The sequence below is a fragment of the Blastomonas fulva genome (genome assembly GCF_003431825.1).
GTDB lineage: Bacteria > Pseudomonadota > Alphaproteobacteria > Sphingomonadales > Sphingomonadaceae > Blastomonas > Blastomonas fulva.
The window spans coordinates 1,424,822-1,443,818 of record NZ_CP020083.1; the positions used below are offsets into that span (position 1 = coordinate 1,424,822).

The 18,997-nt window shown below is 65.4% G+C and carries 22 protein-coding genes and 1 tRNA gene; 9 read left to right on the forward strand and 14 right to left on the reverse strand.

Annotated features, from left to right (window positions below):
* Positions 1–15 precede the first annotated feature (15 nt).
* On the forward strand, positions 16–1,680 hold the full coding sequence (locus B5J99_RS06690; RefSeq protein ID WP_117351954.1) for a formate--tetrahydrofolate ligase: 1,665 nt from the start codon (positions 16–18) through the stop codon (positions 1,678–1,680).
* A 41-nt stretch (positions 1,681–1,721) separates the two neighbouring features.
* Here the strand turns inward: B5J99_RS06690 and B5J99_RS06695 are convergent, their stop codons facing one another.
* Positions 1,722–2,402, reverse strand: coding sequence for a YiaD family glycine zipper/OmpA-like lipoprotein (locus B5J99_RS06695; RefSeq protein WP_054136030.1), 681 nt, complete (start codon positions 2,400–2,402; stop codon positions 1,722–1,724).
* 227 nt (positions 2,403–2,629) lie between these two features.
* Between B5J99_RS06695 and B5J99_RS06700 the strand changes: the two genes are divergently transcribed.
* Positions 2,630–3,946 (forward strand): hemolysin family protein, encoded by a 1,317-nt coding sequence (locus B5J99_RS06700; RefSeq protein WP_117351955.1) that lies wholly within the window; start codon positions 2,630–2,632, stop codon positions 3,944–3,946.
* A 22-nt stretch (positions 3,947–3,968) separates the two neighbouring features.
* Here B5J99_RS06700 and B5J99_RS06705 read toward each other — a convergent pair whose 3' ends face one another.
* A complete protein-coding gene (locus B5J99_RS06705) occupies positions 3,969–4,472 on the reverse strand; it encodes an outer membrane protein assembly factor BamE (RefSeq protein ID WP_082382436.1) in 504 nt (167 codons plus the stop codon).
* Between the two features lie 179 nt (positions 4,473–4,651).
* On the opposite strand from B5J99_RS06705, the gene B5J99_RS06710 reads away from it, so the two are divergent.
* On the forward strand, positions 4,652–5,179 hold the full coding sequence (locus tag B5J99_RS06710) for a ubiquinol-cytochrome C chaperone family protein (RefSeq protein WP_117351956.1): 528 nt from the start codon (positions 4,652–4,654) through the stop codon (positions 5,177–5,179).
* A complete protein-coding gene (locus B5J99_RS06715) occupies positions 5,179–5,712 on the forward strand; it encodes a YceD family protein (protein WP_117351957.1) in 534 nt (177 codons plus the stop codon). The genes B5J99_RS06710 and B5J99_RS06715 overlap by 1 nt, the downstream gene beginning before the upstream one ends.
* A 24-nt stretch (positions 5,713–5,736) precedes the next feature.
* On the opposite strand, the gene B5J99_RS06720 is transcribed toward B5J99_RS06715, so the two are convergent.
* The 4 genes from B5J99_RS06720 to B5J99_RS06735 all read right to left on the reverse strand — a co-directional run bounded on the left by B5J99_RS06720 (position 5,737) and on the right by B5J99_RS06735 (position 8,356).
* The gene (locus tag B5J99_RS06720) at positions 5,737–7,056 is read right to left on the reverse strand and encodes a YfiM family lipoprotein (RefSeq protein WP_117351958.1); all 1,320 of its coding nucleotides are present in this window, start codon (positions 7,054–7,056) and stop codon (positions 5,737–5,739) included.
* 141 nt (positions 7,057–7,197) lie between these two features.
* Positions 7,198–7,560, reverse strand: a complete 363-nt coding sequence (gene rplT / locus B5J99_RS06725; protein WP_054136025.1) for a 50S ribosomal protein L20 — start codon at positions 7,558–7,560, stop codon at positions 7,198–7,200.
* Positions 7,561–7,608: 48 nt separating this feature from the next.
* Positions 7,609–7,812 (reverse strand): 50S ribosomal protein L35, encoded by a 204-nt coding sequence (gene rpmI, locus B5J99_RS06730; protein WP_054136024.1) that lies wholly within the window; start codon positions 7,810–7,812, stop codon positions 7,609–7,611.
* 166 nt (positions 7,813–7,978) lie between these two features.
* Positions 7,979–8,356, reverse strand: a complete 378-nt coding sequence (locus tag B5J99_RS06735) for a VOC family protein (protein WP_054136023.1) — start codon at positions 8,354–8,356, stop codon at positions 7,979–7,981.
* 146 nt (positions 8,357–8,502) lie between these two features.
* Here B5J99_RS06735 and B5J99_RS06740 point away from each other — a divergent pair, with 146 nt between their 5' ends.
* Positions 8,503–10,650 carry a PQQ-dependent dehydrogenase, methanol/ethanol family gene (locus B5J99_RS06740; protein ID WP_245991773.1) on the forward strand — a complete coding sequence of 716 codons (2,148 nt, stop codon included), beginning with the start codon at positions 8,503–8,505 and terminating at the stop codon, positions 10,648–10,650.
* A 56-nt stretch (positions 10,651–10,706) separates the two neighbouring features.
* Here the strand turns inward: B5J99_RS06740 and B5J99_RS06745 are convergent.
* The 3 genes from B5J99_RS06745 to B5J99_RS06755 form a co-directional block, all read right to left on the reverse strand.
* A tRNA-Ala gene (locus B5J99_RS06745) sits at positions 10,707–10,782 on the reverse strand.
* An 88-nt stretch (positions 10,783–10,870) separates the two neighbouring features.
* Positions 10,871–11,674, reverse strand: a complete 804-nt coding sequence (locus B5J99_RS06750) for a hypothetical protein (protein WP_150126312.1) — start codon at positions 11,672–11,674, stop codon at positions 10,871–10,873.
* A 269-nt stretch (positions 11,675–11,943) separates the two neighbouring features.
* Positions 11,944–12,693 carry a Bax inhibitor-1/YccA family protein gene (locus B5J99_RS06755; RefSeq protein WP_117351960.1) on the reverse strand — a complete coding sequence of 250 codons (750 nt, stop codon included), beginning with the start codon at positions 12,691–12,693 and terminating at the stop codon, positions 11,944–11,946.
* Between the two features lie 120 nt (positions 12,694–12,813).
* Between B5J99_RS06755 and thpR the strand changes: the two genes are divergently transcribed.
* Complete coding sequence (thpR, locus tag B5J99_RS06760) at positions 12,814–13,356, forward strand: RNA 2',3'-cyclic phosphodiesterase (protein ID WP_117351961.1); 543 nt, start codon at positions 12,814–12,816, stop codon at positions 13,354–13,356.
* 39 nt (positions 13,357–13,395) lie between these two features.
* Here thpR and B5J99_RS06765 read toward each other — a convergent pair whose 3' ends face one another.
* The 5 genes from B5J99_RS06765 to rpmG form a co-directional block, all read right to left on the reverse strand.
* Positions 13,396–13,920, reverse strand: coding sequence for a L,D-transpeptidase family protein (locus B5J99_RS06765; RefSeq protein WP_245991775.1), 525 nt, complete (start codon positions 13,918–13,920; stop codon positions 13,396–13,398).
* The gene (gene ribA / locus B5J99_RS06770) at positions 13,917–14,960 is read right to left on the reverse strand and encodes a GTP cyclohydrolase II (RefSeq protein WP_117351962.1); all 1,044 of its coding nucleotides are present in this window, start codon (positions 14,958–14,960) and stop codon (positions 13,917–13,919) included. Before ribA ends, B5J99_RS06765 begins: the two co-directional genes overlap by 4 nt.
* Before the next feature lie 16 nt (positions 14,961–14,976).
* Entirely contained in the window at positions 14,977–15,783 is an 807-nt protein-coding gene (locus B5J99_RS06775; RefSeq protein WP_054136017.1) for an exodeoxyribonuclease III, read from the reverse strand.
* A 408-nt stretch (positions 15,784–16,191) separates the two neighbouring features.
* Entirely contained in the window at positions 16,192–16,851 is a 660-nt protein-coding gene (locus B5J99_RS06780; protein WP_483995134.1) for a LolA family protein, read from the reverse strand.
* 102 nt (positions 16,852–16,953) lie between these two features.
* Positions 16,954–17,121, reverse strand: a complete 168-nt coding sequence (gene rpmG / locus B5J99_RS06785; protein WP_017669518.1) for a 50S ribosomal protein L33 — start codon at positions 17,119–17,121, stop codon at positions 16,954–16,956.
* Between the two features lie 259 nt (positions 17,122–17,380).
* Here rpmG and B5J99_RS06790 point away from each other — a divergent pair, with 259 nt between their 5' ends.
* From B5J99_RS06790 to B5J99_RS06800, 3 genes are all read left to right on the forward strand, one after another.
* Positions 17,381–17,722 (forward strand): hypothetical protein, encoded by a 342-nt coding sequence (locus tag B5J99_RS06790; RefSeq protein ID WP_054136016.1) that lies wholly within the window; start codon positions 17,381–17,383, stop codon positions 17,720–17,722.
* 21 nt (positions 17,723–17,743) lie between these two features.
* Positions 17,744–18,307: a TMEM165/GDT1 family protein gene (locus tag B5J99_RS06795; RefSeq protein ID WP_117351963.1), complete on the forward strand. Its 564-nt coding sequence runs from the start codon at positions 17,744–17,746 to the stop codon at positions 18,305–18,307.
* Positions 18,308–18,427: 120 nt separating this feature from the next.
* A complete protein-coding gene (locus B5J99_RS06800; RefSeq protein ID WP_054136014.1) occupies positions 18,428–18,895 on the forward strand; it encodes a Dps family protein in 468 nt (155 codons plus the stop codon).
* The last annotated feature ends 102 nt before the right edge of the window (positions 18,896–18,997 follow it).

An 18,997-nucleotide genomic window follows, 5' to 3' on the forward strand; every position in this document is an offset into this window, starting at 1 on the left:
CATGCAAGAGGCTTCATGCTCACCGATATCCAGATTTCCCGCGCCGCCCGGCTCCAGCCGATCTCCGCTATCGCCGCAAAACTGGGCCTGCAGCCTGACGCGATCGAACCTTATGGCCATCACAAGGCCAAGATCGACCTTGCTGTGGCAGGGCTGGGCGACACGCGGGGCCGCCTGATCCTCGTCACCGCGATCAACCCCACGCCGGCGGGCGAGGGCAAGACCACCACGTCGGTCGGCCTTGCCGATGCCCTGTGCCGGATCGGCCACAAGACCGTGCTCGCGCTGCGCGAGCCCTCGCTCGGCCCGTGCTTCGGCACCAAGGGCGGCGCGACCGGGGGCGGCTATGCGCAGGTCGGGCCGATGGAAGACATCAACCTCCATTTCACCGGCGATTTCCATGCGATCACCTCGGCGCACAATCTGCTCGCGGCGATGATCGACAACCACATCCACTGGGGCAACGCGCTCGATATCGATGTGCGCCGCGTCGTGTGGCGGCGGGTGCTCGACATCAACGACCGCGCGCTGCGCCAGATCGTGCAATCGGTGGGCGGGGTCGGCAACGGTTTTCCCCGCGAAAGCGGGTTCGACATCACTGTCGCGTCCGAGGTGATGGCGATCCTGTGCCTGGCGCGCGATCTGGATGACCTGGAAGAGCGGCTGGGGCGGATCGTCATCGGCTATACCCGCGCCAAGACCCCGGTGACGGCGAGCGACCTCAAGGCCGCAGGCGCGATGACGGTGCTGCTTGCGCAGGCGATCAAGCCCAATCTGGTGCAGACGCTGGAGGGCAACCCCGCGCTGCTCCATGGCGGCCCGTTCGCCAACATCGCGCATGGCTGCAATTCGGTGATCGCGACGCGCGCCGCGCTGGCGTTGGGCGATTTCGTGGTGACCGAGGCGGGATTCGGCGCGGATCTGGGCGCGGAGAAATTCTTCGACATCAAGTGTCGCCAGGCGGGGCTGAAACCGGCTGCGGCGGTGATCGTCGCCACTGTGCGCGCGCTCAAGATGAACGGCGGCGTCGCCAAGGCGGACCTTGGCAGCGAGGATGTCGAGGCAGTGCGGCGTGGCAGCGTCAATCTCGTGCGGCATATCGAGAATGTCCGCAGCTTCGGCGTGCCGGTGGTGGTCGCGATCAACCACTTCACCAGCGATACCGACGCCGAGATCGAGGTGCTGCGCGAGGCTGCGGCATCGCAGGGGGCAGACGCGCATGTCTGCCGCCACTGGGCCGATGGCGGGGCGGGGGCTGAGGATCTGGCGCATGCGGTGGCGGCGCTGGCAGGGTCCGATGCCGCGCAGTTTGCGCCGCTCTATCCCGACGAGCTGCCGCTGATCGACAAGATCAACACCGTCGCCACACGCATCTACCGCGCCGGCTCTGTTGCGGCGTCGCCTGCGATCCTGGCACAGCTGGGGCGCTGGGAAGAGGCGGGGTACGGCCATCTGCCGGTGTGCATGGCCAAGACCCAGTACAGTTTCTCCGCCGACCCGACGCTGCTCGGCGCGCCCAGCGGGCACGTGCTGCCGGTACGCGAGGTGAAGCTGAGTGCAGGTGCGGGGTTCGTCGTGGCGATCTGCGGCGAGATCATGACCATGCCGGGCCTGCCGCGCGTTCCTGCGGCAGAGAGCATCCGGTTCGATGCGCGCGGCGAGATCGAAGGGCTGTTTTGAGCCCTCTCCCCTCCCGCGAGCGGGAGGGGAGAGATTTGCTATCAGCCGTTTACGTCGGCCTGGGTCACAGGGACGATGCGGATTTCCACGCGGCGGTTCTGCGCGCGGCCGTCTTCGGTGGTGTTGGAGGCAACCGGCTGCGATTCGCCGAAGCCGCGCGTCGCGAGGCGGGCGGACTGGACGCCGCGGGTCGACAGATAGCTTGACACCGACTGCGCACGGCGTTCCGACAGCGTCTGGTTGTACGCATCGCTGCCGGTCGAATCGGTGTGGCCGTACACGTCGATATAGGTGCTTTCATACTGCACCAGCGTGGCGGCGACATCGTTCAGCGTATTGCGGAATTCGGGCTTCACGGCCGAGCTGTCGACATCGAACGTCACCTGGCTGGGCATGTTGAGCAGCAGGCTGTCGCCATCACGGACCACGTCCACGCCGGTGCCGGCGGTCTTCTGGCGAAGCTCGCGCTCCTGCTGGTCGAGATAATAGCCGATGCCGGCGCCTGCCACGGCGCCGATGCCCGCGCCGACGATCTTTTCGGTACGGTCGCGGCGTCCGCCGACAATGTCGCCCAGCAGATAGCCGCCCAGCGCGCCGCCGAGGCCGCCGATCGCCGACTTGCTGATCCGCTGCTGGCCGGTTTCGGGGTCGGTCACACAGGCTGCCAGCGCAAGGCTGGACAGGCCGGCAAAGGCTGCGATGCGGATGGTCTTGCTGTTCATGCTGAAAGGCTCCCAGGACTTTTGAAGGATTCTGTCGTACGTACGTCTCGTAACGTCTCAGCGCCTTATTCGATCCAGCGGCTGAATGGTTCCCGAACCGAAATATAACATTGCGTAACTTTTTGTGCGGAGGCGGGCCGCGCCCGATCGGCTCCATCCAGCGAAACCGCGTGACACTGCGCGTTGCCGCGATATAGGGTGTCTCCTTGCAAACAGCATAAGGCCCGATGGACCCTCTCCTTCCCTTTCCGTGGCTCGACGCCATCATCATTCTGGCGTTGATCTTTCTGAATGGCGTGTTCGCCATGTCCGAACTTGCCATCGTATCGGCCCGCACCGCGCGGCTGGAGGCGATGGCCAAGGAAGGCAGCAGCGCTGCGCGCACCGCGATCCGGCTGGGGGCGGACCCGGGCAAGTTCCTCTCCACCGTCCAGATCGGCATCACCCTGATCGGCATTGTCGCAGGCGCATATTCGGGCGCAAGCCTCGGCGGACCGGTGGGTGATCGGCTGGCGATGATCGGGGTACCCGCCGACATCTCCGATACCGCCGGTTTCGCGCTGGTCATCGGCATCACCACTTATCTGTCGCTGGTGATCGGCGAGCTGGTGCCCAAGCAGTTCGCGTTGCGCAAGGCCGAGGAGCTGGCGGTGATCATGGCGATCCCGATGGACCTGATGGCGCGCGGCGCTGCTCCGGTGGTCTGGCTGCTCGACAGCTCGAGCGCGCTGATCTTCCGGCTGCTCGGGCTCAACCGCGAATCGGAGAACATCGTCACCGCCGAAGAGCTGCAGATGATCTTTGCCGAAGCCACCAAGTCGGGCGTGATCGAGGAAAGCGAACGCGCGATCATTTCGGGCGTCGTGCGGCTGGCCGGACGCCCGGTGCGCGAGGTGATGACACCGCGCACCGAGGTCGACTGGCTGCCGGTCGAGGCTGGGCTCGAGGATCTGCGCCGGATCATGGCCGAATCGCCGCACAGCCGCCTGCCGGTCGCCGATGGTTCGGTCGATGCGATCATCGGCATCGTCACGGTGCGCGATCTGCTCTCGGCGATCATCGAAGGCGCGCCGCTCGATCTGGCGGCCCTGGTGCGCACCGCGCCGATCGTTCCCGATCAGGTCGATGCGATGGATGCGCTCAAGGTGCTGCAGAAGGGCGAGGTGCCGATGGCGCTCGTCCATGACGAATACGGCCATTTCGAAGGGCTGGTGACGCCCGCGGACCTTTTGCAGGCGCTGGTCGGCGATTTCGCGTCGGACCAGGGCGAAGGCGATTCGCCGATGGTGGTCGAGCGCGCCGATGGCAGCCTGCTGATCTCAGGCGCGCTGCCTGCCGATGCCATGGCTGAGCGGCTGGGGATCGACCTGTCGGGTGACCGCGATTATGCGACCGCGGCAGGCCATGTGCTCCACTGCCTGCGCCACCTGCCCAAGGAGGGCGAGGTGTTCAACGACCAGGGATGGCGTTTCGAGATCGTCGACATGGACCACCGCAAGGTCGACAAGCTGCTGGTCAGCCGCATCGAGGCCGACGCGGACTGAGCCTCGCGGGATAGCGGGTATGTTACTGCGGAGGGCCGCCGCCACCGGCTCCGGGCGCACCGACTGCGCCGATATTGCCGAACAGATCCTGGAAGAAGGTGCGGTTGCGACCCAGCGTCGGGGTCTTCTTGCCTTCGGGGTCGATGTTGGCGACCTGTTCCAGCCCGGTGTAATCGACCGCCTCGACATTGCCTGCCGCATCGAAACGCACCCGCATCACCTGCTGCGCGGTGGCGCGTGGGTTGGCAAAGGCGAGCTGACGGGTGTCGCGCGCGAAATAATACCATTCGTTGCTGGCGAACTGGCCGGTGAAGGTCGGGCGACCCAGCGTCCGTTCCACCGACTGGCGGTTGTCCACGCCCGGCAGAATCTGGCCTGCCAGCGCCTGGTCGTAGATGAAACCCTGATGGCCACGCAGCTGGCCGCAGCCGGACAGCAGCGGCAGAGCGGCAAGCCCGATCAGCAGAGCTGCCCGTTTGGTGCGGCTAAGCGGCGCGCGGAGTGTAGGAGCTTTGCTGATCATCATCTTTCCTTGGCGTGCGTCCGCCTGACTGTCGAGATGCAGGGCGATGGACATGGGCCTTGCAGCCTCACCCATCTCTTGCAACTTGCCGTTGACGCCTCAATATGCACTTAGCCCCTGCATCACAAGTGGCCAATGAATTGTGGCTTAACGCTGCCTGCTCCATCTGGAAAAGCTGAACCATGTCCGTCCTCTCCCGTATCTTTGCCCGCAAGGACCCCCGCGAACAGGCGCGTCCGGCCTATGACCGCGTCGTGGCGCTGGGCCGCGACCCCTATTGGTATCTCGATGGCGGAGTGGCAGACAGCGTCGATGGCCGGTTCGAGGCGGTGATGACGGTGCTGGGCGCGGTGCTGCTGCGGCTGGAACGCGACGATGCCGACACCACGGTACGGCATTTTTCGGTGCATCTGGCCGAACTGTTCGTCGATGACATGGATGGCCAGCTGCGCCAGAACGGCGTCGGTGACCTGATCGTCGGCAAGCATATCGGCAAGATGATGAGCGCGCTGGGCGGCAGGCTGGGCGCCTATCGCGGCGCGCTGGAAGCGGGCGATGGAGCGCTGCTCGCCGATGCGCTGCGCCGCAACCTGTACGGCGACGCCACCGTCGGCGATGCCGCGGTGGCCGCTGCCGCGCAGCACCTGATGGCGCTGTACGCCCGGCTCAAGGCCCTGCCCGTGAGCGCAATCCTGCAGGGCGATTTCTGATGCAGCCGCCTGTGGAATTCTCGCGGCCGGTCGATCTGCGCGCACTGCCGCGCCAGCAGATCGATCTGGTCGCCAACAAGACCGAACGCGCCGCGCTCGCGCGCCGGTTCTTTATCGTCTCGATCGATGCCTTGAAGGCGACAGCGACGGTCGAGGAAACCGACCGGGGGGTAGAGGTTCGCGGCACGATCACCGCCATCCTGGTACAGAGCTGCGCGATCTCGGCGGAGGATTTTCCGGTGCGGATCGCATCGGACTATCGCCTGCGGTTCGTGCCCGAAGCCGATTACGAGGCGGCGATGCAGGCCGCGGGCGACGAAGTCGAACTGGCCGCGGACGATCTCGACACCATCGCCTATTCGGGCAGCACGCTCGATCTGGGCGAGGCGATCGCACAGACGCTGGCGCTGGAGATCGATCCGTTTGCCGAGGGGCCCGGGGCGGATGCGGCGCGCGCCGAATACGGCTTTTCCACCCCCGAAGACAGCGGGCCATTCGCCGCGCTCAAGGCGCTGCAGACCAAGAAGAGCTGATCGCGGGGATCGGGGGCGGCCCCCTCAGGGCACCCCGGCATTGCCCAGCATCCGGTCAATGGTGCGCACGGCTGCGGCATATTCGGGCGAATCGACCGCAGTGTAATCGCGCTCGAACGCCGCCCGATCGAGCCCTTCGGGCCTTGTCAGCAGTTCGGGCGGCAGAATCTGGTCCTGCGTGATCGCGACCAGCCGGGTTTGCACCGTGCGCGCCAGCTGCGGTTTGACCGCCGCCATGGCAAATCGTTCGCCCGAGCGGTCCGCGGCCAGATCGACGAACGAAAAGCCGCTGCCGCCTTCGCTGCTGTCCGCCAGTTCCTTCCACGTCCCCATCGATCGGGCGACCTGGCTGCCCAGCGTGGCCGAGATAGCGGCCGACAGCGCCCAGTGCTTGGCCAGATCCTCGCGCCCCGCCAGCGTTATCGGGTCTGCGCTTGCGCCGCAATCCGCCACCAGCGCGCGGGCCGACCCTGCCAGCTTCTCGCGATATTCGGGCACCGCGCGCATCGCGATCGCGGTCAGCAGCACGCGGTTGTGATCTTCAGCGCTGATGCCTGCGGGAGGCTTCTGCGCAGCTGCCAGCCGCACCAGCTTGGGCAGATCCGCCCCGGCGGTGCCGGCGATCGCGCAATAGGCGGCGGCGAGCCTTTCGGGGTCGGGGGTGGTGCCGCCCGCCTGGGCGAGCCCCGCCAGCGCCGCCCCGCGCCCGGGATTGACCAGCACCACCCGCGCCTGGTCCGGCGCTATGGTGAAGCGCCTGAGCGCCTGTTCCAGCGCCACCGGCTTTGCCGCATCGCCTTGCGCCTGGCGCCATAGCCGCGCCAGCGCCCAGTGGCTCAGCCATTGCGGCACGGGTACGCGGCCGATGGTCACGGCCAGGTCGGGCAGCGCGGCAGCCTTCGAATCTTCCGTCGGGCGCACCAATGCGACCGCATTGACCCAAAGTCCCGCACCAAGCTCGCGGCTCATGTCGACGACCATCTCGCCGCCGCGCGATTGCCCTGGGAGGGCAGCAGGCTGCAGCCGTGCGCGGATGCGCAGCGGGGCCAGCGCCTCGCTGGCAAGCCCTGCCAGTCCGTCGAGCTCGCGCTGCGTCACGGTGATCTGCACCAGCGCGCCGCGCCGGGTATCGCTGCCCGTGATCTGCTGCAGGGCATTGCGCGCTGCAGCCGCGCTTGCGGTATCGGGGGTGGCAGCTTCGGGAACCAGCGGCGTCAGGCTGAGCAGCGCCAGCGCGGCAGTGACCAGCACCGCCAGCAGCGCGGCGAGGAGCCACCGTCCGCGCCTGCGGGCGCCCCGCGCGGGCTTGGCAGAATCGGTCGGGCTGGGCTCGGGCGGGGTCATGGGTCAGGCCTGCGCAAAGGGGCGTCCGGCATGACGCATCACGAAAAAGGGAGGCAGCGGCGTGGTGAGCATGCACGAAAAAGCGCCGGAAATCGAACGATCCCGGCGCTTTTGCGAAGTTTTGGCGATGAGCGCTGGCGCTTATGCGGCGGGCAGAGCTGCCTGTGCCTGCTTGACCAGGGTCTTGAAGACCTCGGCTTCGTGCATGGCGAGATCGGCCAGAACCTTGCGGTCCAGTTCGACGCCTGCCAGCTTCAGACCGTGCATGAACTGGCCATAGGTGAGGCCCTCCATGCGGGTCGCAGCGTTGATGCGCACGATCCAAAGAGCGCGGAAATTGCGCTTCTTGGCCTTGCGGTCGCGATACGCGTACTGGCCTGCCTTTTCGACGGCCTGACGGGCGATGCGGATGGTATTCTTGCGACGGCCATAATAGCCCTTCGCCTGTACGAGAATGCGCTTGTGCTTGGCGCGGGTGGTAACACCCCGTTTGACGCGTGCCATATGCTATATCCTTTGATTATCGAGAACTTGAGAAACGGTAAGGCGGGATCAACCCAGGCCGTACGGCGCCCATTTCTTGATGGTCTTGGCATCGGCATCCGAGATGACCGAGGTGCCACGATTCTGGCGGATATACTTCGCATTGTGGCTCATCAGACGGTGACGCTTGCCAGCGACGCCATGCTTGATCTTGCCGGTGGCGGTGAGCTTGAAGCGCTTCTTCACACCGCTCTTGGTCTTCAGCTTGGGCATTTTGGTCTCCTTCGTTGGAAGTCCGTATACAAGCGAACATGGCAGCCCATAACCAGCCAGCCCGCTTTGTCGGAAGCGTGCGCGCCTAGCGGGATTCGGTGACGAATGCAAGGCGGCAGTTGGGAGGCATGTGCGGAGGCGGCAGGTGCCACCTCCGCAGCAAGGCTCACACCCGGTGCATCGCGCAGACCTTGTTGCCGGCAGGGTCGCGCAGATAGGCAAGGTACAGCTTCATGCCTGCGCCTTCGCGCACGCCCGGCGGATCCTCGATCGCGGTGCCGCCATGCGCCAGGCCTGCGGCATGCCAGGCATCGGCCTGCTCGGCCGAGGTCGCGGCAAAGCCGATGGTGCTGCCGTTGCCGCAGCTGGCCGGTTGGCCGTCGATCGGCTTGGTCAGCAGGAACAGTCCGCCATTGTGCATGTAGATGACGCGGCCCTTGGGGTCGACCATTCCGGGTTTGCCGCCCAGCGCGGTTATCGTTGCGTCGTAGAACGCCTTGGACGCGTCGATATCGTCCGCGCCCAGCATGACGTGTGAAAACATGAAACTCTCCTGTCGTTAACCGGCCAACTTTTAACCGGATAGTTAAATCACCATGGACAAGCCGTCTGGCCCTCGTCAATATCCGGCAGGCGCAAAGACAGCCATTGGCCGCCAAAGGTCAAGGCAAAAGGGAAGAGGGACGGGCGATGAGGCTGAAGGCTCTGATGGGGGCGGCGCTCGCGCTGCTGGCGGCGGCATGTTCGGGCGGCGGCGAGACCGCGACGACCGGCACCACCGGGATCGATGGCGCGCGGATCATCAAGGCCGATGGCGGTGAATGGCTGAGCTATGGCCGCACCTATGACGAGCAGCGCTACAGCCCGCTCGACCAGATCAACCCCGGCAATATCGGCGAACTGGGCTTGGCCTGGTATGCCGACATGGACACCGCGCGCGGCCAGGAAGCCACGCCACTGGTGATCGACGGCAAGATCTACGTCACCACCGCCTGGTCCAAGGTGAAGGCCTATGACGCCGTCACCGGCAAGCCGCTTTGGGATTTCGACCCCAAGGTGCCCGGCGAGACCGGGGTCAAGGCATGCTGCGATGTCGTCAACCGGGGTCTTGCCGCCTGGGGCAACATGCTGTTCCTCGGCACCCTCGATGGTCGGCTGATCGCACTCGATCGCGGCACGGGGCGCGAGATCTGGAGCACGGTGACCGTCGATCAGACCAAGTCCTATACCGTTACCGGCGCACCGCGCGTCATCGATGGCATGGTGATCATCGGCAATGGCGGCGCCGAGTTCGGCGTGCGCGGCTTTGTCGCGGCCTATGATGCGGCGACCGGCAAGCAGTTGTGGAAATTCTACACTGTCCCCGACCGCCCCGGCGCCAACGAGGCAGAATATCTCAAGACCGCCGAGAGCAGCTGGAAGGGCGAATACTGGAACATCGGCGGCGGCGGCACCGTCTGGGACGCGATGGCCTATGACCCCGAACTCGGCCTGCTCTATGTCGGCGTCGGCAACGGGTCCCCATGGAACCAGGCCTATCGCTCGCCCGGCGGCGGCGACAACCTGTACCTGTCCTCGATCGTCGCGATCCGAGTGAAGACCGGCGAGTATGCCTGGCATTACCAGACCACTCCGGGCGAAACCTGGGATTATACCGCCACCCAGCACATCATGCTTGCCGATCTCGAGATCGACGGCAAGCTGCGCAAGGTGCTGATGCAGGCGCCCAAGAACGGCTTCTTCTATGTCATCGACCGCGCAACCGGCGAATTCATCTCCGCCAACAATTTCGTGCCCGTGAACTGGGCGACCGGGGTCGACCAGGCCACCGGACGGCCGATCGAGAACCCGGAAGCGCGGGTCGACAAGACCGGCAAGCCCTTTGTCGTCTCGCCCGGCCCGCTGGGTGCGCACAACTGGCATCCGATGGCATTCGACGCCAAGCAGAAACTGGTGTTCATCCCCGCGCAGATCACCGCCTATCCCTATATCCCAGCGGCGGGATGGAAGCCTTCGAAACTGGGCTTCAACGTCGGCATGGATACCGCGAACAACGCGATGCCCGCCGACAACGCGGTGCGCGAGGCGGCGCGCAAGGCGACCAAGGGCGTGCTGATCGCCTGGGACCCGGTCGCGCAGAAGGAGCGTTGGCGCGTCACCCTGGGCGGGCCGTGGAACGGCGGCGTGCTGGCGACCGCAGGCGGGCTGGTGTTCCAGGGCAATGCGATGGGCAATTTCGTCGCGTATGATTCTGCGCAGGGCAGGCAATTGTGGAGCTTCCCGGCGCAGACCGGCGTGGTCGCCGCGCCGATGACCTTTGCGATCGACGGCCAGCAATATGTCGCGGTGCTCGCTGGATGGGGCGGCGCCTGGGCGATCACCGCAGGCGTCTTGAGCGACATGTCGGGCCCGGTGCGCAACATCTCGCGGCTGCTGGTGTTCAAGCTGGGCGGCAAGGCCAAGCTGCCCGATATGCCCGCCGCCGATGAGCTGCCGCTCGATCCGCCGGCGCTCACCGCTGCTGCGGACGTGGTGCAGGGCGGTGCGACGCAATATGGCCGTTATTGCACGGTGTGCCATGGCGATGCCGCGATCCAGGCCTCGGGCCGCGGCGGCATCATCCCTGATCTGCGCTATTCCGGCACGCTGGCCAGCCCCGAGAACTGGCAGACGATCGTCCATGGCGGTGCGCTCAAGGACAATGGCATGGTGAGCTTTGCCTCGGTGATGACGAAGCCTCAGATCGACAGCATCCGCCACTATGTCATCGCCCGCGCCAATGAGGACAAGGCGCTGATGGCCAAGGCAGGGGCGCCGAAAAAGGTGGCGATGAGATAGCAGGGGACAGGCCCGTTGCGCTCCAGGTCAGCCGCCCGCACCTGTGCGGGCGGGGCTGGTGGAGCCGAGGGGAATCGAACCCCTGACCTCGTCATTGCGAACGACGCGCTCTCCCAACTGAGCTACGGCCCCTGATCGTCCGGTGGGAAAATCCGGTGCAGGCGATATACTGGCTCGCCCGCCACCGATCCAGCCGGAAAATGCGGCGCGCGCGTGCCGGTCAGTCGCCGCTGGAGGGCAGGATCGTCGGCAGTACCGGCGGATTGGAGGCTGCCGCAGGCGCGGTGCCCGATGCGTTGGTGGGCTGGACCATGCCGCTGGCCTGTGCGGCCTGTGCGGCCTGCGCAGCGCGCATCTCGGGGCTGCCGTACAGCGCGATCCACTTCTGCAGGTCGGTCTGATAGCCTTCATAGGATGCGTAGAAGCGGTCGAAAACGCCTTCAAGCGTCGGCAGCGCGCGCGCCGAGAAGGCGACCAGATCCTTGGACGGGATCGCTGCGGCTTCCTGGCCCAGCACCAGGGCAGCTTCGCAGAAGTCGTTCTTGGTCGGCGGGAAGGCGAAGAAATTGTAAACCTGGGTGTTTTCGGTATCGCGGATGCGGGCATAGCCTGCGCCATGGCGCTTGCGGTACGTTTCCTCGACGCTTCTGTTGACCCGGTCGAGCTCGCGCTTGTGGGTCTTGAGGAACAGGTTGTAATCGTCGGCGATGCGGAAATGCTGGGGGCTCTGGCAGTTGAGCGCAGCGACGTTGAACGCGGCGCGGAAATACCACAATTTCTCGTTGTCATCGATATCGCGCATTGGCGTATCGCGCAGGCCGTCGGCGCGCAGCGCGGGCACGGTCATCGCCAGCATCGCGTTCGAGGGCGGGCTGGGCATGCGCGGCGGGGCGACAACCACCGGCGGCGGCGGCGGGGCAACCGCGACCGGCGCGGGCTTGGCGCCGCCACAGGCCGAAATCACGGTGGTCATGCCGGCCGCGACGGCCAAGGCTGCTGCACGGTTGAGGCCCATACGTGCCATTTGCTGTTTCTCCTGGTGGCGCGCGCAGGGACATGTGTCCCGCCGCGTTCTCTTAAGCATGATTCTATGCCCGCCAAGCGATGATCTCAACACCAAAACGGTGAACCGTGAAATGGCCGGCAGCAAAGGGCGAGCCGCAGCTGCGACGAGGCGAGTCCCTCGAGCGACCGGCCGAGCCGGGCGCCGACCGCGCAGCATGACAATGGCAGACAAAAAAACCCGGCGGATTGCTCCGCCGGGTTGTCAGTGTTCCAGGGCTTTCCGGGCAATCAGTCGCGACTGCCCATGATGCTCAGCAGCGCCTGGAACATGTTGATGAAGTTGAGATAGAGGCTCAGCGCGCCCATGATCACCACCTTGCCCATCATGTCGGTTCCGGCGACATAGGCATAAGTGCTCTTGAGACGCTGGGTGTCATAGGCGGTGAGGCCTGCGAAGATCAGGACCGCGGCATAGCTGATGACCAGACCCATCACCGACGACTTGAGGAAGATGTTGAGCAGGCTGGCGACGATCAGGCCGACCAGACCCATGATCAGGAAGCTGCCCCAACCGGTCAGGTCCTTCTTGGTGGTGTAGCCGAACAGGCTGAGCCCCGCGAACGCCGCTGCGGTCGAGAAGAACGCCAGCGCGACGCTTTCACCGGTATAGACCAGGAACACCGTCGACATGCTCAGGCCCATCAGCAGCGCGAAGCCCCAGAACATCGCCTGCAGCGCGGCGGTCGAGAACTTGTCCATGCCGAAGCTCATCGCGAAGACGATCGCGAGCGGCGAGAAGATGATCAGGTACTTCATCAGGCCGGGGCCGAACATGATCTGCGCGGCCATGCCCGACTGGGCAAACAGCAGCGCGACAACGCCGGTCAGCAGGATGCCGCTGGTCATGTAGTTGTAAATGGACAGCATATAGGAACGCAGGCCAGCATCCGTTGCGGCGCTGGCTCCCACACCCTGTTGCGCATCGAACGAACCGGCACGAAGTCGATCCGTCGTACGAGGATCAAAACGGTCAGCCATCGAAAAATTCTCCTTTGCCCGGCATAGTTGCCGGATGGACACAATATCACCCTTCACCACCGGAATTTCAAGCGAAACCGGTGTTCTGTTCGTCGTGCTTTGCTACGGAACTCCTTAACCATGCGCCTGTTCCTTGCTCTTGTCCCGCCGGTGGAGGTCCGCCGCAGCCTGCTCGCCACCATGCACGCGCTTGCCGGCGCGCGCTGGCAGAGCGATGCACAGCTGCACGTGACCCTGCGTTTCATCGGCGATGTCGATCGCCACGCCGCCGACGCGCTGATGCTCGCGCTGCGCCGCGAGCGGTTCGCGCGTATCGAGGCGCGGCTCGACGGTTTCGGGTTCTTTGATCGGCGCGAGCGGGTCGACCAGCTCTGGGCAGGCCTTTCGCCGCGCGATCCGCTGGAGAGGTTGCATGCACGGCTGGACCGGCTGTGCGTCGGCATCGGGCTCGAGCCGGAAGGGCGCAAATACGTTCCGCACATCACGCTCGCCCGGTTCGCGCGGACCATGGCGCCCTCGGCTGAGCAGCTCGCCGCCTGGCTGGGCGCGCAGCCGCTGTTGCCGGCTGACACGTTCGCCTTTGACCGGCTGGTGCTGATGGAGAGCCATATGGGCCGCGACGGCAGCGTCTATGAGCCGGTGTTCGAGGTGGGGATGGAGTAAATCCTCGCCGTTCCGGGAGAGGATTTGCGCAGGGCAAATCTACTCGATCTCCACCACCATTCCCGGCTTCAACTTCGGCAGCAGCGCGTCCATGTTGCTTCGCGCAATCGCCACGCAGCCTTCGGTGCTGCGCTCGGCTACCGGTTTCGCCTCATTCCACAGATGGAAGAAGATCGCGCTGCCTTCGCCGGGCACCGGCGGCGTATCGTTGTGGCCCAGCACCAGCACCACGTCGTACAGCATGTCCTCGCGCTGCAGCGTCTCGGCGCTGAAGCCGTGGGGCAGGCGCACCGGGCAGTTGTAGGCGGGGTCGGCAGGATCGTCCGACCAGCCATCGCCCGGCGAGGTCCAGCGCCACGGCAGCGCAAGGCCCGGCGGCGGGGTGGCGCGGCCGGGGCGAAACAGCACCGCGCGAATTGGCCAGCGGCCCAGCGGTGTGCAGCCATCTCCCTCGCGCTTGGCATCGGCAGCGCACGCCCCGCTGCGGCCGATGCTGCAGGGCACCTGCCAGTCACCCAGGGTCACCGTCAGCGCCTGGGCATCGACGCGGATGGTATCGCTCACAACTGGTGCCCGGTCCGGTCACGCTTGGTGACCAGATAGTGCGCGTTGTGGGGGTTGGCGGGGATCTGCAGCGGCAGCCGCTCGGCGATGGTCACGCCGAGGCTGGCGAGCACCGCCTGCTTTTCGGGATTGTTGGTCATCAGACGGATCGCGGGAACGTGCAGCGCTTTGAGCATCTGCGCGGCCACTGCGAAATCGCGCGCGTCGGTCGGAAAGCCCAGCCGGTTGTTGGCATCGACCGTATCGAAGCCCTGATCCTGCAGCTGATAGGCGCGCAATTTGTTGATCAGCCCGATGCCGCGGCCTTCCTGACGCAGATAGAGCAGGATCCCCCATTGCGCGTGCGCCATTGCGTGCAGCGCGCCGTGCAGCTGCGGGCCGCAATCGCATTTCAGGCTGCCCAGCACGTCGCCGGTCAGGCATTCGGAGTGCAGCCGCACCACCGGCAGGCTGTCATCGGGGGTGCCGACGATCAGCGCGACATGCTCGTGGAAGTCGGCGTCCGAGCGGAAGGCGACGATCTCGGCGGTATCGCTGGTGCTGACCGGAAGCCGCGCGCGTGCTGCGATGCGCAGCGTGGTGGGGTCGGCGTACGCGGCAACATCGGCTGGGGTAACACGGGGCGCCTCGGCCTCTGCCTCGGTCAGGATATGATAGGCCGGAAGCAGCCCCGCCAGCCGCGCGAGCTGCATCGCGGCCTCCGCCGCCTGGGGGGAGGGCAGCGGCTGCGCGGCGAACGGCCCCTTCATCGGGCGGGACAGATCGAGCGAGGGATCGGCGATCGCCACCGCCAGCGCCGAATCGAGCGCGCCTGGCACCGCGATGCACACCGGCGCATCGGGCCGGGCTGCGTCCTTCTGGTTGGCAAGCTTGAGTGTGATCGCTCGTGCTGCGGAGATCAGCAGCCGCGGCTGGGCAGCTTCGGGCGCCGCGCCGGTTTCCACCGGACGCAGGGCCAGCTGCCCGTCGGGCGCATCGACAATGATATCCCAGCCCCGGGCCAGCGCATCGAGCGCCCGGGCCGCAGCGCGCGCGTTCATGAGATGGCAGGCTCCATCAGAACAGGAACTCGCTGATCAGCGGGGCGTGGTCGGAGGGCTGGGGCCAGCCGCGGCAGGGCTCGACCACGCGGTGGCTCTTGACCGTCTCGACGATGTCGGGCGACACCCAGATATGGTCGAGCCTGCGGCCGCGATCGGACACCGACCAGTCGCGCGCGCGATAGCTCCACCACGTGAACAGCCGTTCGGGCGCGGGATAGAATTTGCGGCCGATGTCGACCCAGTTGTGCGCATCCTGCATCGCCTTCAGCCGCTCGATCTCGATCGGCGTATGGCTGACGGTGTTGATCAGCTGCTTGTGGCTCCACACGTCATCTTCCAGCGGGGCGATGTTGAAATCGCCCAGGATGATGGTGCGACCTGTCAGGCCGCTCGACCATTGCGTCATTCGCTCGATGAAATCGAGCTTCTGGCCGAATTTGGGGCTGACGTTGCGGTCGGGGATCTCGCCGCCGGCCGGAACATAGACGTTCTCCAGCCGCACGGTGCCGCCCAGCGGGCCGGTTATATTGACGCCGATGTGCCGCGCCTCGCCATTGGCCTGCCAGTCGAGCCGGTTGTCGTCGCTCAGCCGCACCTTGGCGATGATGGCCACGCCGTGATGCATCGGCTGGCCGTTCAGCTTCTGGAAGTTGTAGCCAAGCTGGCGGAAGGGTCCCTCGGGAAAGTCGTTGTTGATGACCTTCGTCTCCTGCAGGCACAGGATGTCGGGCTGTTCCTCAGCCAGAAAACGCTGCACCGAGTCCAGCCGGAAACGGACCGAGTTGATGTTCCATGATGCGATCTTGAGGGGGGTTGCCATGGCAAGGCTCTAGCCAGCGATGTGCGCAAACCCAAGCCCTAAACACTCCGGTCGGCGGAAAAGAGCGCAAAAAACCCTCGTCCCGGGGGCATTGGAACGAGGGTTCTTTTTTGCGTTCGTCACGCTTGGTTGAAGCCGGTGGTTCGTCAAGGTAACAGGGGGAAACCTTGGCGCCGTCTTCGAAAACCGTTCTAGTCAGCCAAGCCTGTCTGCCATGTGAACAGATTTGCGAGCCTTTCGCAGTTCGTCGAACGGCAAAGGCGGTTCGTCTGCGCTTGCGATGTGATGATCAACTCTTCGTCGTCACCCCCGCGCACGCGGGGCCTCGCTTTCTCTCGCGCCGTTCGGATTCAAGCGGGATTTCCGCCTTCGCGGGAATGACGATGAACTATTGTAAGGAGATCAAGCCTAGCGGCGCGGGCCCTTTGCGCGCGGATCGGTCCAGGCGAACGCGCTGTCGGCAACCGCGACATTGTACTGCTGGCCAGACAGGCGGATGGTGGTGCGCTTGTTCTGCGAATCGAGCGCGACCCAGCCGACCAGCGACAATCCGCCCGGCGCCGCACCGCTGCGCGTGAAGATCAGCGTGATCACCCCATATTCGGGGCGCTTGGGATCGCGCACCTCGACACTGACGACATCGGGGTCGTTGGTCTGCAGAAGCTTGCCGTATTTGGTGAGATCGCGATTAGGATCGAGCAGCGCGCCCAGCGGCGAGTTGCGGATCGGCCAGCGCTGAACCTGCTTGACCTGATAGTCGATCATCGTGAGCGCGCGGCCATCGCTGACGATCAGCAGCTGCGCGTCCTTCTGATATTCGAAGCGGATCCTGCCCGGCTGCTTGAGCGTCAGCGTGCCGCTGAGCGTCTGGCCGGTGCGATCGGTCTGGGTGAAGCCGGCGCGCAGCGACTGCATCGCCTTGAGGTGCCGGGACACCTGCGCCAGATCCCCGCCGGGGTTTGCCTGCTGGCCTGCCTGGCCGATGGCAGCCTGGGGCAGGGCAAGCGGCGCTGCGACCATGGAGGTCGCGAGCAGCGCGGCGGCGATGGGACGGAACCGGAACTTCAGCATCTGGGGCGGGCTTTCATCTAGGAAGGAACCCCAAGCCCCTGGGCGCAGCCGATTGAACCGGCGCTGAATTGCCGGTTCATCTGGCGTGCGCACCCAAGATTACTTGATCTTGGCTTCCTTGAACTCGACGTGCTTGCGCGCGACGGGATCGTACTTGCGGAAGCTCATCTTCTCGGTGGTGTTGCGCGGGTTCTTCTTGGTGACATAGAAGAAGCCGGTGCCTTCGGTGCTGACCAGGCGGATTTTCACAGTGGCTGGCTTGGCCATGACCTGTTCCTTTGGGTTTGGATGATGTTGCGATGGTGCCCGGCCTGCGCCGGACACCGGAAATTTAAGCGAATCAAAAAAACAAAGAGCGGCACAAATGGCCGCCCTGAATATGCGAGCGCCGCCCTTGCCGCAACGCCCCCGGCTTGTCAAGCACGGCGCCCCGCACAGGCCGCCTGCCGCCGCACGATCAGCCTTGCCCAAAAATTAACCCAGCTGTGACACTGTGCAGCATCACAGGCGGACAGCAGGAGCGGTTATGCAGGACCCGGCAGCATCGGACAGCACGGAAGACCGGCTGAAGCTGGCGCGCCAGCAGCTGCGCATGCAGGCGGGCCATGTCCGCGCCATCGCATGGCGGGTTTCGCGCGCCGAGCTTGCCGTCCAGATCGACCGGATGCGCCGCATCGCCGACAGCAACGCCATGCCGTGTGTCAGCGATCTGGCGCACGGGCTGGAGCATCTGCTCGCCAATGGCTGGAGCCGGACGATGGCACGGCACTATTTCGATGCGATGGACGAGGCGATCGCCAGCGACTGCGGCAACGCCGACATGCGCGCAGCGGTGCTGGCCTCGATCGCGGTGCGCGGGGCACGCTGATTTGCGCTATCGTCCGCGCTGATGGAAGCCTTTGTCACGACATTGCTGCTCACCGCCATCGTCCAGACAGGCGATCGCAGCCAGCTGCTGTGCGCAGGCCTCGCGATGCGATTCGACCGGCGCGCGTTGTTGATCGCGGCAGTGGCGGCGGCGAGCGTCGCGGGGGCCGCGATCGCAGCGATCGGCGGCCAGGTGGTGGGCGACTGGATCAGCCGCGATGCGCTTTCGCTGTTCTATGCGCTGTCGCTGCTGTTTGCCGGGCTGGGCATGCTCGGCTGGCGCAGGCCGGTCGATCTGTTGCAGGGCTGGCGCATCGGACCGTTCTTCACGACGCTGTTTGGGGTGATGATCCTGCAGTTCGGCGACAAGGGGCAGTTCATCGTCGCAGCGACAGCGGCGCGCAGCCATGATGCGCTGTGGCCGCTGCTGGGCGGGGCGACGGGAACCGTCATCGGGCTAATCCCGGGGATCGTATGGCAGGACGAGCTTGCCCGCTGGCCGCTGCGTCCGGTGCGGATCGGCGCGGGGCTGTGCATCGCAGCACTCGGCATCCTGCTGGCGCTGAGCGCCTTCGGGCTGGTGTAGCCGTCCCCGCAGCACGCGCTGCGAGCCTTGCGATCACAGTAACGCAAGAAATTGTCATGCCAATTGCGGCATCACAACCTATGTTAACATCAGCCAATTCACAGCAACAGGAGACACGTCATGGGAAATAAAAAGGGCGACAATGCAGGCAAGGCGCTGGCGGATGCCATGAACGGTCTGCTGGCGGACAGCTTTGCGCTGTATCTCAAGACCAAGAACTTCCACTGGCACGTCGCAGGGCCGCATTTCCGCGATTATCACCTGCTGCTCGATGACCACGCCACCCAGATCCTCGCAATCACCGATGCGATCGCCGAGCGGGTGCGCAAGAACGGCCACCGCACGCTGACCTCGATCGGCGACATCGCCAAGCGCCAGACGATTGCCGACAACGACAAGTCGGGCGTGGCGGCCGAGGCGATGCTCAAGGAGCTGCGCGACGACAATCTGGCGTTTGTCGCCAAGCTGCGCGAGGTCAAGGAACTGGCGGGTGATGCCGGCGACAATGCCACCGATGGCATCGTCGACGATTGGACCGACCAGGCGCAGGAACGTGCCTGGTTCCTGACCGAGACGCTGGGCAAGTAAACTCTCGCTGATGCACGGCTGCAACACGCCGTGCCGGATCTCAGGAGCCACCCACCCCCCTGAATATGGGGGTGGGGGCACCTGAAGGTTAACGTTTGCAGG